We start from the raw sequence: 14,765 nt of genomic DNA, 5'->3' as shown, positions 1-14,765 counted from the left end.
AATTCCAGACCGTCGGGGGATTGATTGGAATTCTGGAGCGGCTGGTAGGAGGGCCTTCCTAATGCCGATTGTTCCAAAGGACGTTATCTTCCTGCCCGAATCCACAGCGGAATATCCAGACCGCTGGGTCGCGATGAACGTCTTTTCCCGCACCGCCTTGGGAATTAGCAGTGATGTCTTTCGCCTGTTGGGTACACCGAGCTTGGCTGAGATAAGCAGCGATGGTTTGTATCGATGCTGGAAGATCGAATACTTTTCTAACGAGGGTGGGCTGCTCGCCGATCCCAGCCGGTTTCGTCGCGACCTTCGCCAATGGCAAGAGCTGAATCTTCATCACCATGGCTTGCTCGCTGAGCTAAGGAAACATTACATCGTTATCGACAACGAAGCGGATTACCGTAAACGTTTTCAACCGAAACGCCACATCCTAGATCATCAAAACTTTGGCAATTTTCATCAGCAGCATGGTCAGTACATGGCGCTGATTCGCAGGGAAGACCCCGCTATTTGGTGGATCCGGCAGAAATTCCAGCCTAATCAGGTGTCGGTCCGACGCGATACGCTTTATAACGCGATACAAAATGCGTTTCTTGAGCAATACACCAAAGAGCGCATCACCAAGGGAATGTCGGTCGTTGACCTCGGCTGCGGAACGGGCGTCTATTCGAATCTGATGGCCAGCCGAGGCGCGAGCGTTTTGGGCGTCGACCCAAGCGACAAATATCTCGCAGTCGCGCGCAAGCACGCCCGAGACGGCGTTCGGTTTGAGCAGATGCATATCGGTCAGCAGGGTGGGCTCGACGGTATTCCGAGCGGCTCGGCTGACATCGTGTTCATGAGCGATTCGCTCCTCTTCTACTACGTTCCGCTCTTCCCTGGTCAGATAGCCGATATCGGCATCCTTCTTGCCGACATTAGGCGAATCCTGAAGCCCGATGGCGCATTCGTCAGCGTTGAACCGCATGGGGTCTTCTTTTTAATGCCGTGGCTCGGTGCTGAAGATCGGCCGTTCGTCGTCCTGACGGAGTATCTCAGAAAATCCTTCGGAGTCGTGCCGCCTTTGTCCTGGCTAATCCGAACGGTTTCGCAAGCGGGTTTCGTTGTTGGCGATATGCGGGAGCTTACTCCGGCTAGCTATTTCGCTGAAATCGATCCGCGCGCTTACAACCTTGCAAGTGAGTTTCCGCTTTGGCATCTACTTGAGTTTAGGCCGCTTCGCTGATGGATCACTCATCCTCGAAATATATGTTGCAGACGATCGAGCCCGGGGGATTTCATTCAGACCATGCCGGCATTCGTTCTGCTCATTTCCCGGGTTTTCTTTCTTGGCGTTGAGACCTGGGTCGGCTGTCGTAACGATCTCCGATGCGATGCCGTTGCCGATCAGGTTTATGGCGCATGAAGCAGAGATGAGCGATCCACAATCCACATTGGCTCGAGTCATGCGCGGTTGGTTGAGCTACTCCCCCATCTTCGGACAGATTTCTGGGTGGTTTAAGCTACTCTTCGCGCCTGCTGATCGGTTTCGATGCTGTTGAAGTAGACCACGGCGGGCGGCTGTCCGCCATAGGCTGCGTGAGGCCGCTGGTAGTTGTACAACACGACGACACAACGCCCACGTGATCGCGGAGCACGAGCTTTTTTACCCTTGGCATCCTTGGGCCGGGAGCCTGGCCCATATTCATGAGGTGGTCGAGAAGGCTGGTAGAGAGGTTTTCCGTTGCAGCCTCTCTGGTCGGGGATCCGATCGGTGGCTGGAGATTCCAGCCTGGATGTTTGATCGGGCGGCTAGTGCCGCCTGGCAGGTTGGCGCCGCTCCCCATGTCGATATTGCTGCGCTACGCGCGTTGGCGGCGCTGCTGCAGGATATAACACCCACTTCGGGCACCCCATCGCAAAGGCGAGATTCGAGCGCAGCATTGGGCTCTCACGACGCGAATCGGGGAGGTGTCCATGCCGCGCCAGCTCACCACGTATCAGTTCGATCTGTTCTCCAATCCGCACGATGTCGAGACGCCGCAGCCGCCGCAATGGCAGACGCTGCCCGCCGAGACGCGCCGGACGCTGACGAAGCTGATGGTCCGCCTGATCCTCGACCACGCCGACGGCGACCTCGCTCGGGAACGACAGGAGGCGCGTCATGATGTCTGAGAAGATCAGGCCGCACCATCTGGAGCGCAAGGCGATCCTGTATGTTCGGCAATCCTCGGCCCATCAGGTCCTCCACAATCGAGAGCAGCGCCCTGCAATATGCGATGCGCGATCGCCTGACGGCGCTTGGCTGGTCTCGCATCGAGACGGTCGACAAAGACCTCGGTCGCTCGGCGGCCGGCGGCGTCACACGTGCCGGATTCGACCGGATGGTAGCCGAAGTCTGCCTCGGCAAGGTCGGTGCGGTCGCGGCGCGGGAAGTATCGCGTTTCGCCCGCAACAGCCGTGACTGGCAGCAGCTCATCGAGATGTGCCGCGTCGTCGATACCGTGCCGGTTGATCAGGAGACGGTCTATGCGCCGCGTCAGGGGAATGACCGGCTGCTGCTGGGATTGAAAGGCAGTCTCAACGAGTACGAACTCGATCTTCTGCGTCAGCGTTCCCTGTCGGCACGCTACGAGAAGGCCCGGCGCGGCGAGCTCATTGTCACGGCCCCGGTCGGCTTCGTGAAGGTCGGCGACAGGCTTGAGAAGGATCCCGATCGCCGTGTCCAGGACGCCATCATTCTCGTCTTCGACAAGGTGGCCGAACTCGGCAGCGCCCGGCAGGCGCTGCTCTGGTTCCTCGAGCATGGGCTGGATTTGCCAGCCAAGCGCAACAACGGTGACGTGGTCTGGCGTCGGCCAAATTATGCGACCATCCACCGGATGATCGAGAACCCGATCTACGGCGGCGCCTACGCCTATGGTAAGAGTCGTGTCGCGACCGGATATGATGCAGCGGGAGTGATCCGACCCAGCAGCCGCCGCAAGGCGCGAGCCGAGTGGCTGGCTCTGATCCCGGATGTTCATGAGGGTTATGTCAGTTGGGAACGGGCGGAGGCGATCCGCAAGATGGTGAGCGACAACGTGCCCACGGGCCGGCATCACGGAGCGCCCAAGCACGGCGACGCTCTGCTCGCCGGCCTTGTCCGCTGTCGGCGCTGTGGACGCAAGCTGACGGTCCGCTACACAGGGACCAGACATAACATTCCGCGCTATTCGTGTTGGCGGGGCTTGCTCGACAATGGCGAGCGGCGCTGCATCGCATTCGGAGGATTGCGCGTCGACGACGCCATCGAGGAAGCTCTTCTGCGGGTTGTCGAGCCGGGAGCGATTACCGCGGCCGTCGAGGCCAAAGCACAAGCGGCCAGTCGCCGCGATCAGGTTCGTGATGCGCTGGTGCGCGATCTCGAGGCGGCACGCTACAGCGCTGATCGGGCATTCCGGCAGTACGACGCCATCGATCCGCAGAACCGGCTGGTCGCGGCGGAACTGGAGTTGCGATGGAACCGGGCGCTCGCGCGTGTTGGCGAGATAGAGAGCAGGATTGCCGCGCACGATGGCTCGACATCGGAGCCATCACTTCTGTCGCCAATACACGTCGCCGCGCTCACCGCCGATCTCAAGACTGTCTGGTCGGCGCCGACGAACCGACGCGAGGCTCAAGAAGCGCATCGTGCGCACCGTCATCCACGAAGTGGTCGCCGATATCGATGAAGAAGCCTCAGAGATTGTTCTCCTGATCCATTGGATTGGCGGCGTCCACACCGAACTTCGCCTGCCGAGGAGGCGGCGCGGCCAGCGCAACAGCACTTCGGCCGACATCCTGGCCGCCGTCCGGCAACTGGTTCTCATCGCCAATGATGACCTGATTGCAGGCATCCTCAACCGGAACGGCCTAGTGACCGGCCACGGCAATCGCTGGACACGGGAGCGGGTCACTGCGCTCAGGTCGCATCACAAGATTCCGGTATTCCGGCCGGTGCCAGACGGGAATGAGCCATGGCTTAATCTGAACAAGGCGGCGCGTTTGCTCGGCATTGCACCGAAGACGCTCAGGCTAGCCGCCGAAGCATTCGAGATCGAAGGTGTTCATCCCCTGCCGGATGGCCCGTGGATCTTCAGCCGATCAACGCTCGGCGAACCGGTGGCTCAGAGCATTGTTTGGCGTGCGAGGCAGAACCCAAAATACCCCACAGGATCGCACCCTGATCAGCAAAACCTATTCGCTTCAACAACATAGACAGATGGGTGTTATGAAACAGTCCAGCGACCGACGCCTGCCTTGGCCTGCGACCCAGTCTCCCAGGCGTGCAGGTAGACGCATTCATACTTCAGCGACCGCCACAGGCGCTCGATGAAGATGTTATCGAGACAGCGTCCCTTGCGTCCATGGAGATCCGGGTCCCGACCCGCTTCAGCCGGTCGGTCCAGGCGAAGGATGTGAACTGCGAGCCCTGATCGGTATTCATGATCTCGGGCGGGCCGAAGCGGTGGATTGCCTCGTTCAGGGCCTCGACGCAGAAGTCGGCCTCCAGCGTGTTCGAGATGCGCCAGGCCAGTACCTTGCGGGTGAACCAGTCCATGATCGCGACCAGATAGAGGAAGCCTCTGCGCATCGGCAGGTAAGTGATGTCGGCGCACCAGACCTGATTGGGCCGCTCGACCCGCAGCCCGCCCAGCAGATAGGGATAGGTCTTGTGTCCCTTCGCGGGCCTGCTGGTGTCCGGCTTCTGGAAGATCGGCATCAGGCACATAAGCCGCATCAACCGCCGGATGCGCTTGACGTTCACGGCATGGCCCTCATTCCGCAGGTGCCAGGTCATTTGCTGCACGCCGTAGAAGGGCGTATCCAGGAACTGCTTGTCGATCAGCAGCATGAGGGCGAGGTTCATTTCTGCCTCACCCTGCGGCTCGTAATAGAACGAGGACCGCGAGATCGACAGCAGGCGGCACTGCGCGCCCACCGACAGCACGGGATGGTTCCGCTCGATCATCCCACGTCTCATTTCCCGCCCCAAGGCTTGAGCTTTCGTGACAAAAAATCGTTGGCGACGGCCAGCTCTCCGATCTTCGCATGCAAGGAACGCACGGTGTCCTCGTCGACCTCAGCGGTCTTCTTCGTGCCCCGCTCGAAGATGTCCGCCGCCCCGTCAAGCAGCGCCTTCTTCCACTGGTGGATCATCGTCGGATGCACGCCATAATCCGCGGCCAACTCCGACACGGTGCGCTCGCCCTTCACGGCCTCTAGCGCCACGCGAGCCTTGAAGCCCGCGTCATGATTCCTGCGTTTGCGCATATTCTGATCTCCTCGTCCTTGGAGATCAGCAGACGGTCGTAGCTTCCGTCACTGTCCGATTTTCGGGGAGGCGCTCAGGTCGTGAGGCCACCCTTGAAGCTTCTTCTCTGCCATTTGCTGGCGCAGGGGATCCGCATCGTAAGCCGCTTCGGCCATGACGCTGCGGCTCTGCGTTGGCCACCCGTTAGGGTTGAAGCTCACGGAGCACGCAAGGACTCGGACAGCCATGTGGATCTTGGTGCTCAGGCACACGCGAACGGCCACGGGCATGACCTTCCGCGCCCCCTTTCGCCCCTGGAAAGCGTGCTGGTGCGCGCGGGTGGACAACTTCTCTTCCCTGCCCCGGTCCGTTGCATCAGAAAACGGAGTTGGCGGTGATCAAATGAGCAGAGCATCACACAGCCGGCCACCGCCAACATAAATGTGGCAATAGCGGATGAGCGAAAATCCACACTCTCTGTTGAGTGCGAGAACCAACGGAAGATGAAGCGGCGTAGCCCGTGAGCCAGGTGGTCCTTAGGATGTTTGTGGGGACAGAGTTGCTGAGGCTTAAGTGGGCGAGTTGGCCGCAAAGCCTCCCGCCCAGCAACACCAAAGGGAGGACTAGATGCGAATTGCCAATGCCGCATTCATATTCGCAGCCAGTCCTGCTGCAGCTGGCGAACGGATGGGACCCCCCAAAAAGTCCAGAACACAAAAACAATCACCATAGGCGCTCAGTTGCCGCATCGCCGTCAAACGGGGACACGAAGTGTTCGAGATAATTCATTGGAAGCCTCCGGCTTTCCGTAAGCATCGGTATAGCTGCCGTCGCGGATGCGCCGAAGGATATCGTCCTCCTTCTTCTCCTGCGCGTGCACAGCTTCGAGAAGATCGGCAGCGATGGCCTGCGGGAACGCCACCACTCCATCTGCGTCGCCCACGACGATATCACCAGGCCCGACAACGAGCCCCCCGATCGACACACTCACGTTAATGTCTCCGGGGCCGTTCTTATATGGGCCGCGGTGGATGGCTGCGCATGCGAAGCAGGGAAATTCCGATTTGGCGAGCGCACCTGCATCGCGAACTGCACCGTTAATCACGAAGCCGGCCGCACCTCGCTTTTCGGCGAGTGTGGTCAAAATTTCGCCAACCAAGGCACGGTTGATCTCCCCGTCTCCATCGACTACAACCACGTCACCGGGACGGACGAGCTGAAGAGCCTTGTGGATGAGGAGGTTGTCGCCAGCGGCCACTCGAACGGTCAGGGCCGTCCCTGCCATCGCACCATTCACCTTGTGAAAGGGCCGAAGACCGATCGCTCCGGGCAGCCGGTGCAGATTGTCACTGATGATAGCGGTGGAACTCTTGCGGAAAGCGCTGACGACCGCCTCGTCTGCTTGTTGCGCACTTGGAAGTACTGTGTTCCCAATCATTGACAAAACCTCATGAGTTGACGCTTTTAGGCACGTCGGCTTCAAAAAGAGCTCTACATGCGTCAACAATGGCTTTGCTGCCTTCTTCCACCGCCTCCATCGAGGCGGCAAAGGAAAGACGCAGATATGGAGACAGACCGTAGGCTGAGCCATCGAGGACCGCGACCTTCGCCCATTCCAGAAAGTACAGGGCTACATCAAGATCCGTCTTGATCTCCTTGCCTCCGGGCGCTCGCCGGCCGATCAACTTGGCGACGGAGGTGTATAGATAGAAAGCGCCAGCGGGAGGCCGCGCTTCGAGACCGGGAGCATCGGAGAGGATTTCGACCATCCGATCGCGGCGAGCGCGATACATGTCCACAGCAGCCGCAACGCACGACTGATTGCCCGTTAAGGCAGCGACTGCCGCAGCTTGGCCGATAGAACTTGCGCAAGTGGTGCTCTGGCCGATCAACTTGACAATGACATCGATCAGCTCTTTCGGCCCGACGGCATAGCCAACGCGCCAACCGGTCATGGCATAAGCTTTTGACATCCCATTGATGATCAGCGCACGCTGGAAAAGGTAAGGCGCGACCTCGATCAGGCTGGGCGCACGAGTACCTTCGTAGCACAGATACTCATAGATCTCGTCCGTCATGACCCAGACATGGGGATTGCTACGCAGTACCTCCCCGAGCCCAGCAAGCTCTTGCGCAGAATACACCGCTCCCGTCGGGTTGTTCGGCGTATTTAGGACCAGCCACCGAGTTCTCGGCGTAACCGCCGCCTTGAGAACTGCCGGCGCTAGCTTGAATTCGACATCCTCACCGCAGGTCACGATTACCGGGCGGCCACCATGAAGACTGACGATATCCGGATACGACACCCAGTAGGGCGCAGGTACGATAACTTCATCGCCAGCGTTCAACGTCGCGGCGAAAGCTTCGAAAATGAGCTGCTTGGCGCCGCAGCCGACCACTACATTCTCGGCTTTACAAGGGATCTCCTTTTCCCGCACTAGGCTATCGGCGATGGCTGCGCGAAGCGTAGAGGTGCCGGCAGAAGCAGTATAATGCGTGTCGCCTCCGCGCATTGCTGCGAGTGCATCATCAATAATGTGAGATGGTGTGGCAATGTCAGGTTCACCAATAGTGAAATCTATGATCCTTTGACCTGAGGCCCGAAGCTCGGACACCATCTTCTTCGCCGCGATACTCGCGGAAGGCTTTAGAGCAACTGCTCGGCGTGAAATTTGAAGGGACATTTATGCTTACCACAGATGGACCTTGGCCGCACAACGACTCTAAGATGAGCTGGGTTATGAAAAAAGCGATTAATTGTTATGTGGTTGCATCTACTTGTGGAATGTTAGCCACATTTGACCTGACTGCGGGCCCTCACAGGTTTATGCAAATGCGGCAAGAGAGCAGCATAAATAGTCGACCGAACATTCGAGCAAGCGATCAAAATCCAGTATTTTTTATCGCTTTTCGCGGGGTCCTTTCCCGCCTAGCGTGACCGCGCAAAAAATGCCGAATGTTACCCATGTCTTTTAAGCCTCCGGCGAGCTAACTTACACGAGCACAGAGCAGTCGCTGCTTAGGTTTTCCGACGAGCAATAAAGAAGAAAGAAAGAAGGGAGAGATGAATATAGACTCTACGCCGCTTTTCGGCGCCAAAGAAGGTGAAACTCTGCCGCCGGGTGGCGCGGCGTACTTGACCTGGTCGCCGGAACAGATGGCCATTGGCTTCCGCTCACTGGAGAAGATCAATCCAGTCCACGTTGTGCGTCACGGCACGCATGTCCGTCCTTTAGCTCGGGCCGACCAGCAAATCTCGCCAAGCTGGAATTGGAAAGGCCAAGAGATGACCGTGGATCGGTATATGGACACTTACCGGAGCTCGGGCGGCATTGTTCTCAAAGATGGTAAGGTAGTCTTGGAGCGCTATGGACTCGGTCGCACGGAAAAAGATGCTTGGCTCCTAACGTCCGCGACGAAATGTTATACAGCGACTCTTGTGGGCGCCGCGATCAAAGATGGCTACATCAAAAGCGTCGATGCGCTCGTCACTGACTACATCCCCGCGCTCAAAGGCAGCGCCTACGATAATGTGACGATCCGCCATCTGTTGACATTTACGTCGGGCGTCAGGTGGATCGAAGACGTCGATGGAGATTACACCCATCCGGATGCCAACTTTTTGTCCTATTGGGCACCAGTGCTCGACACTAATGTGGATTGCATTGTCTCTTACATGCGCCGTCTGCCTCGAGCCAATCCGCCGGGCACTATGTACAACTACACCGATGGCGACGCCCACTTGGCCGGGATTGTGATCTCCAGCGCGGTCGGAAAGCCGCTATCGGAGTACCTCTCCGAAAAAATCTGGCAACCTTATGGGATGGAAGCGGACGCATACTGGCAGTTGGATGCGAGCGGCAACGAGCAAGCAGGAGGGTTTCTCTCGGTAACCCTGCGCGATCAAGCCCGCTTCGGCCAGTTCATTCTGGAGGGCGGCAAAGCCGGCGCCGTCCAGGTCGTGCCGCCAGACTTCCTGGCCGCAGCAACGAGCGTCCAAGTCAATTTTGTCCCCGGTGCAAGTTCGGACGCTCCGCTAGGCAAGGGTTTTATTAACTGGAGTATCTACAAGGACTATTATGTAGGTTCAGGCGGTGCTGGGCAGAGGACCTTCGTTTATCCGAAGGACAAGCTGGTGATCGCCATCAACTCCGCATGGCCCTATGTCAACCGCTTTGCGGCAGCGCCTGACCAAAAAACTGCAGTTCTTCCTGTTTCCGATCATGAGCCGGCTTTGAATGCCTTTGCCGAAGCCCTGCGCACTGCGGCAGTGTCGCAGCGCTGAGCAAGATGAGCTGATCGTTCGAGATCTAGGCCGAAGCCTCGGCGAGCGAGTGAGCGACCAGGGCTTTGACGAAAAAACAACACCAACCTAATCAAGGTCGGAAGATGCTGGGTCTTAGTCAGCAAGCCAACAAGGGGGTAATCTATGGCCTTTCCTAATTTGTCGCCTTACGTGATCATCGGCGGTGGCATCCATGGCCTGTCCACCGCTTACCATCTGGCTCTGGCCGTCAAGAAAGCGGGCAAGGGTTCGGGCACGGACATTCTTGTGACGATAAGAGCGGTGTGGCGGCGGGAGCATCCGGCATTGCCTGCGGCGTTGTCCGGAACAATTACTTTCAGGCGATGCGCGAACTCATGGCACACTCAGTTAGCGTTTGGGAGAGTGACCCAGAAGCCTACCAGCACAATCCAGTCGGCTACATGCAGATCAGCTCGGAAACGATGCATGAAGACGTTCGCAGTATCTATGAGCAGCAAAAGGCAATCGGCTATACCTCTGTCTCGTAGAAGGCAAAGCTGAGTGCGACTCCTACATGAAAGACCTATTTTCGGATTGGCAGGCAAAGAACATCACGTCCGTCCTTCACGAAAAGAAGGGCGGCTACGCCCATAGTGCTGCAGCAATCTACGAGCTGGCAAAAAAGGCAGAAACCGAAGGTGTCTGTATCCTGACCGGAGTTACTGTGACCGGCATGACCTTCGCAAGCGGATCAACCTCTGCGGTGACCGGCATCGACACCGATCGAGGCGCCGGCCCGTGGGTACGTGATGGTGATGATCAAGGGCAAGGATGGCGAACTCCATGACGAGATTCACGTTGAGACGGATGCTCCGCTCTACTCCACTGTCGACGGAAGTCTGATCACCGACATCGCACGACCCGATATTTGGCGGTTTTCTTATCTACCCTGACGCGAATCCTACACACTAGCTCCTGGCGCTGGCCGAGGTTAGTGCCCGGGTCGACCCGGAAAAGAGGGCTACTTCTAGTAAAGTAAGGAAGTCATGAAGAAAGATATTTTAAAAGTCTCGGGCCGGTCGTTATTGGCCGATCTCCCAAAATGTACCTGAAGCATCTAAGCGCTAACTTTCGGCGATGCTGGCAAAAGCGCCGAGGACCCAATAACCGCTGTCCTTAAGACCGGTTTGAGGAGACTCTAATGCCGCATGGGAAATAAATTGCCCGTTGGATCGGATGACCAGGAAAGCCGGACACTACAGTCCAAGTTGACAGACATCGTTGATGGCCGGGGCCAAGGAGAACTCGACAGAACTACATCAACTGAAAATGCATCGTCAGTCACAAGAAATAGGGGAAAGGGTTAAAGTCATGAGCAAGAACTATCGCATTCTCGACCTGATCCGGCGCAATCGTTCGCCGCTTGAAAATCACCTCATCGATGGTCTCGTCGACGGTCGTGTCAGCCGCCGCGACTTTGTCCGCCACGGCAGCCTGCTCGGCCTGTCACTACCGCTGCTGGGCGGCATCACCACGGCTGCCGGCTTCGGCGGCATGCCGTCGCCGGCCCGCGCCCAAGGCGCCCCCGGTGCCACAATCCGCGTTGCCTGCAACGCGCCGTCAGCAGCCATCGACCCGATCACCATCGCAGACTCTGGCGGCGTCCTGCTCCTGCCTCAGGTCGGCGAGTACCTCTGCGTCGACGGGCCGGATCTCATGCTGAAGCCGGCCCTGGCGGAAAGCTGGAAGCCGAATACGGATGGCACGTTGTGGACCTTCAAGCTGCGCAAAGGTGTCAAATTCCACAGCGGCGGCGAGATGAAGGCCGACGACGTGGTGGCCACCTTCAATCGGCTCGCCGACCCGGCCGGTTCGTCCAATGCGCTAGCTATTTTCAAGGGCGTCCTGCAGAAGGGTGCGATCAAGAAAGTTGATGACTACACCGTGGAATTCTACCTTGATGCGCCCAACGGCAACTTCCCCTACATGGTGTCATCGGACAACTACAACGCCATCATTCTGCCTGCAAGCTACAAGGGTGACTACGAAAAGAGCTTCGACGGCACCGGGCCGTTCAAGCTGGATACGTACACGGCCAAGGTCGGCGCTTCCTTCGTGCGCAACGAGGACTACTGGGGGCCGAAGGCGTTGCCTGATCGTACAGAGTTCACGTTCTTCGACGACATCCAGCCGCAGATCCTGGCCCTGCAGGGCGGTCAGGTAGACATCGTTAATCAGCTATCGGGTCTGACGGGCATTGGCCTGCTCAACGATCCGAATGTGAACATCATCGGCCTGAAGTCGACGTTGAATCGGCAATTGCATATGCGCTGCGACGCCGACCCGTTCAAGGATCCGCGCGTGCGCCGCGCGATTGCGCTCACAATCGATCGCGACAAGGTAGTTGCCGGCCTGATGAAAGGGCGTGCACTTCTAGGCAACGACAGCCCGTTCGCGCCTGCCTATCCTTCAACCGATACGAGCGTGCCGCAGCGCAAGCAGGACATTGCGCAGGCCAAGCAGCTGATGGAAGCTGCCGGCGCCGGCAAAGGCTTTAGGGTGACCCTGGCCACCTTGCGCCCTCAAGAAATTCCGGCATACGCCCAGCTCATCCAGAATTGGGTTAAGGAAATCGGTGTCGAACTTGATCTCAACATCCTCGATGAAGGCGCATATTACGGAGACGCGGTATTCGGCAATTCAACCTGGCTGGATTCGGTGATGGGCATCACCGGCTATGGTCACCGCGGTGTGCCGAACGTGTTCCTTACAGCCCCCCTGAAGAGCGATGGCGCCTGGAACGCGGCGCACTTCAAGAACAAGGACTACGACGCACTGGCAAACAGTTACGTCGCGGCGCTTGACCTTGAGGCTCAGAAGGCAGTGGCCGGCAACATCCAGAAGCTGCTACTTGACGAAACGCCTATCATCTTCAGCTATTTCGCCGATTACCTGACAGGCACGGCGAAGGGCGTGGCTGGGGTGCAGCCGTCCGCCATGGGGCAGCTGTTCCTCGAAAACGCATCGAAGGCCTAAGCGGAAAAGGCAAAACCAATCTTCTAACAGCCAGTTCCCGCATGGGGGCTGGCTTCACAAGGAGTCCTAGCCATTCTCTCCTTCCTTACCAGGCGTGTCTCGCTGTCGCTCGTAACGCTGTTCCTGCTCAGCATCATGGTGTTCATAGGTGGTCAGGTGCTGCCCGGCAATGTCGGGCGCGCCATACTTGGGCCGTTCGCCGACCAGCGCGCCGTCGACACGCTCAACCATTCGCTCGGCGTCGACCGCCCGCTGCTCACTCAATATGCGAGCTGGATCTGGAATTTCCTGCATAGCGACATGGGCACGTCCTATATATTCCGCGCTCCGGTTGCACCTTTCGTCATCGACGCGCTCGGCAGTTCGATCAAGCTGGCGCTGGTCGCTTTCGTGCTGGTCGTGCCGATCGGCATTTTCGGCGGCGTCATCGCCGCGCTCAACCTCAACCGGCCGCTCGACCGCATCATCAGCCTCGGCGGGCTGTCGGTGACGGTGTTGCCGGAATTCGTCACCGGCATCATCCTGATCCTGATCTTCGGCGTCTGGCTGCGCTGGCTGCCGATCGCCGCCGCCTGGCCGAAGGGCGCCGGCTTCCTCACGCAGCTCTATTATCTCATCCTGCCGTCGCTGCCGCTGTTTTTGGTGCTGTTCGGCTACATTGCCCGCATGGCGCGCTCCGGCATGATCGAGGCGCTCGATTCCGACTATACGCGCACCGCGGTGCTGAAAGGCCTGCCGTGGCGCACGGTAATCTGGCGCCATGTGCTGCGCAACGCACTTTTGCCGACCATCACCGTCATCGCGACGCAGACCGGCTATCTCATCGGCGGCCTGGTGGTGATCGAAACGCTGTTCCGCTACCAGGGCATCGGCTCGCTGATCTTCACCGCCGCGCGCGGCAAGGATTTCCCGATGCTGGAAGCCGGCATCCTCACCATCGGCATCGTCTATGCGGTGGCGACATTGATCGCCGATTTCCTCTATTCCGTGCTCAATCCGCGAATCCGGCTGGGGGCAGAGCAATGAGCGCAAGCGACACTCCCGTCAGCATGCCGGCGGCACCCGACACGACAAGGCGCAGTCCCTGGGGCGAAGTGCTGCATTCGCTCCTGCGTTCCGGCACGTTCCTCACAGGGCTCGGTATAGTCGTCTTCTGGGTCGTCTGCGCGCTGTTCGGCGAACATCTGGTGCCCTACGATCCCCTTGCCGACGACGTCATCAACGCGCTGGCACCGCCATCGGCCGAGCACTGGTTTGGCACCGACCAGATCGGCCGCGACGTCTTCTCGCGAGTCATCGTCGGCTCGCGCGATATCCTGACGGTGGCGCCACTGGCGACCATTCTGGCGACCATCGCCGGCACCGCACTCGGCCTCGTCATCGGCTATTTCCGCGGCATCGTCGACGACGTCATCAGCCGCGTGCTCGAAGCCTTCATGGCGATCCCGGTGGTCATCATCGCGCTGCTCGCCATCGTCGCGCTCGGCACCTCGAAGGTCACCGTCATCGTCGTCATAGGCTTGAGCTTCGCGCCGATCATCGCCCGTACGGTGCGCTCGGCAGTGCTGGCCGAACGCGAGCTCGACTATGTCGCGGCGGCAAAGCTGCGCCACGAGGGCGCGATGCATACGATGTTCGTCGAGATCCTGCCCAACGTCATCCCGCCTATCCTGGTCGAGACGACGGTACGGCTGGGCTACGCCATCTTCGCGGTGGCGACGCTGTCCTTCATGGGCTTCGGCATCCAGCCGCCCTCGCCCGACTGGGGCCTGTCGATCTCCTCGAATTACGGCATGATCGGCGGCGGCTTCTGGTGGACGGTGCTGTTCGACGCGCTCGCCATCGCCTTGCTGGTGATCGGCGTCAACCTGGCGGCCGACGGCTTGCATGGAGCGTTCAATGACTGACAAGAACGCGCTCGAACTGAAGGACCTTTCCGTCGCCTATCGCGTTGGCCGCCGCAACCGCGCGGTGCTGCGCAACGTCAACCTGACCATCAAGGCCGGCGAGGCCTACGGACTGGTCGGCGAATCCGGCTGCGGCAAGTCCACAGTGGCGCTGTCGGTGGTGCGCTATTTGCCGCGCAACGGCTCGATCACCGGCGGCTCGATCGCGCTCGACGGCAAGGATGTAATGAGGCTCGACGCCGAGGCGCTCAGGCGCGCCCGCGCGGAAAGTGTCTCCATGGTCTATCAGGACCCGGGCAAGGCGCTGAACCCGTCGCTGCGCATC

Annotated in this window: 12 protein-coding genes and 1 pseudogene; 9 read left to right on the top strand and 4 right to left on the bottom strand. The window is 59.0% G+C overall.

The window, feature by feature from the left end:
• The 3 genes and pseudogenes from EOA28_RS07920 to EOA28_RS07910 all read left to right on the top strand — a co-directional run.
• Positions 1-1,222 (top strand): class I SAM-dependent methyltransferase (locus EOA28_RS07920; protein WP_210214928.1); only part of this gene is annotated, 1,222 nt, incomplete at its 5' end.
• Positions 1,223-1,953: 731 nt separating this feature from the next.
• Positions 1,954-2,151 (top strand): hypothetical protein, encoded by a 198-nt coding sequence (locus EOA28_RS07915; RefSeq protein ID WP_128314791.1) that lies wholly within the window; start codon positions 1,954-1,956, stop codon positions 2,149-2,151.
• A pseudogene (locus EOA28_RS07910) lies at positions 2,141-4,215 on the top strand (recombinase family protein). Before EOA28_RS07915 ends, EOA28_RS07910 begins: the two are co-directional and overlap by 11 nt.
• Positions 4,216-4,306: 91 nt before the next feature.
• On the opposite strand, the gene EOA28_RS07900 reads toward EOA28_RS07910, so the two are convergent.
• The 4 genes from EOA28_RS07900 to EOA28_RS07885 form a co-directional block, all read right to left on the bottom strand.
• Positions 4,307-4,969 carry an IS3 family transposase gene (locus tag EOA28_RS07900; RefSeq protein ID WP_245501494.1) on the bottom strand — a complete coding sequence of 221 codons (663 nt, stop codon included), beginning with the start codon at positions 4,967-4,969 and terminating at the stop codon, positions 4,307-4,309.
• An 8-nt stretch (positions 4,970-4,977) separates the two neighbouring features.
• Entirely contained in the window at positions 4,978-5,271 is a 294-nt protein-coding gene (locus EOA28_RS07895) for a transposase (protein ID WP_057144101.1), read from the bottom strand.
• A gap of 734 nt (positions 5,272-6,005) precedes the next feature.
• Entirely contained in the window at positions 6,006-6,689 is a 684-nt protein-coding gene (locus EOA28_RS07890; protein ID WP_128314789.1) for an RraA family protein, read from the bottom strand.
• Positions 6,690-6,699: 10 nt separating this feature from the next.
• On the bottom strand, positions 6,700-7,869 hold the full coding sequence (locus tag EOA28_RS07885) for an aminotransferase class I/II-fold pyridoxal phosphate-dependent enzyme (protein ID WP_348633425.1): 1,170 nt from the start codon (positions 7,867-7,869) through the stop codon (positions 6,700-6,702).
• 446 nt (positions 7,870-8,315) lie between these two features.
• Between EOA28_RS07885 and EOA28_RS07880 the strand changes: the two genes are divergently transcribed.
• The 6 genes from EOA28_RS07880 to EOA28_RS07855 form a co-directional block, all read left to right on the top strand.
• Positions 8,316-9,536 carry a serine hydrolase gene (locus EOA28_RS07880; RefSeq protein ID WP_128314787.1) on the top strand — a complete coding sequence of 407 codons (1,221 nt, stop codon included), beginning with the start codon at positions 8,316-8,318 and terminating at the stop codon, positions 9,534-9,536.
• A 535-nt stretch (positions 9,537-10,071) separates the two neighbouring features.
• Positions 10,072-10,344 (top strand): FAD-dependent oxidoreductase, encoded by a 273-nt coding sequence (locus EOA28_RS07875; protein ID WP_128314786.1) that lies wholly within the window; start codon positions 10,072-10,074, stop codon positions 10,342-10,344.
• Positions 10,345-10,868: 524 nt separating this feature from the next.
• Positions 10,869-12,533, top strand: coding sequence for an ABC transporter substrate-binding protein (locus EOA28_RS07870; RefSeq protein ID WP_128314785.1), 1,665 nt, complete (start codon positions 10,869-10,871; stop codon positions 12,531-12,533).
• A 72-nt stretch (positions 12,534-12,605) separates the two neighbouring features.
• A complete protein-coding gene (locus tag EOA28_RS07865; RefSeq protein ID WP_128314784.1) occupies positions 12,606-13,559 on the top strand; it encodes an ABC transporter permease in 954 nt (317 codons plus the stop codon).
• Positions 13,556-14,440 (top strand): ABC transporter permease, encoded by an 885-nt coding sequence (locus tag EOA28_RS07860; protein ID WP_189341976.1) that lies wholly within the window; start codon positions 13,556-13,558, stop codon positions 14,438-14,440. Before EOA28_RS07865 ends, EOA28_RS07860 begins: the two co-directional genes overlap by 4 nt.
• Positions 14,433-14,765: ATP-binding cassette domain-containing protein (locus EOA28_RS07855; RefSeq protein ID WP_245501492.1), on the top strand; the 333-nt coding region annotated here is incomplete at its 3' end. The genes EOA28_RS07860 and EOA28_RS07855, both read left to right, overlap by 8 nt.

The organism is Mesorhizobium sp. M2A.F.Ca.ET.067.02.1.1 (genome assembly GCF_004023285.1).
Lineage (GTDB): Bacteria > Pseudomonadota > Alphaproteobacteria > Rhizobiales > Rhizobiaceae > Mesorhizobium.
This window is presented reverse-complemented; position numbering and strand designations above follow the sequence as displayed.

Bases quoted from the DNA above. Each gene is read 5' to 3' on its own strand.
- EOA28_RS07915 (WP_128314791.1), top strand. From the start codon at position 1,954: ATGCCGCGCCAGCTCACCACGTATCAGTTCGATCTGTTCTCCAATCCG.
- EOA28_RS07900 (WP_245501494.1), bottom strand. From the start codon at position 4,969: ATGATCGAGCGGAACCATCCCGTGCTGTCGGTGGGCGCGCAGTGCCGC.
- EOA28_RS07895 (WP_057144101.1), bottom strand. From the start codon at position 5,271: ATGCGCAAACGCAGGAATCATGACGCGGGCTTCAAGGCTCGCGTGGCG.
- EOA28_RS07890 (WP_128314789.1), bottom strand. From the start codon at position 6,689: ATGATTGGGAACACAGTACTTCCAAGTGCGCAACAAGCAGACGAGGCG.
- EOA28_RS07885 (WP_348633425.1), bottom strand. From the start codon at position 7,869: ATGGTGTCCGAGCTTCGGGCCTCAGGTCAAAGGATCATAGATTTCACT.
- EOA28_RS07880 (WP_128314787.1), top strand. From the start codon at position 8,316: ATGAATATAGACTCTACGCCGCTTTTCGGCGCCAAAGAAGGTGAAACT.
- EOA28_RS07875 (WP_128314786.1), top strand. From the start codon at position 10,072: ATGAAAGACCTATTTTCGGATTGGCAGGCAAAGAACATCACGTCCGTC.
- EOA28_RS07870 (WP_128314785.1), top strand. From the start codon at position 10,869: ATGAGCAAGAACTATCGCATTCTCGACCTGATCCGGCGCAATCGTTCG.
- EOA28_RS07860 (WP_189341976.1), top strand. From the start codon at position 13,556: ATGAGCGCAAGCGACACTCCCGTCAGCATGCCGGCGGCACCCGACACG.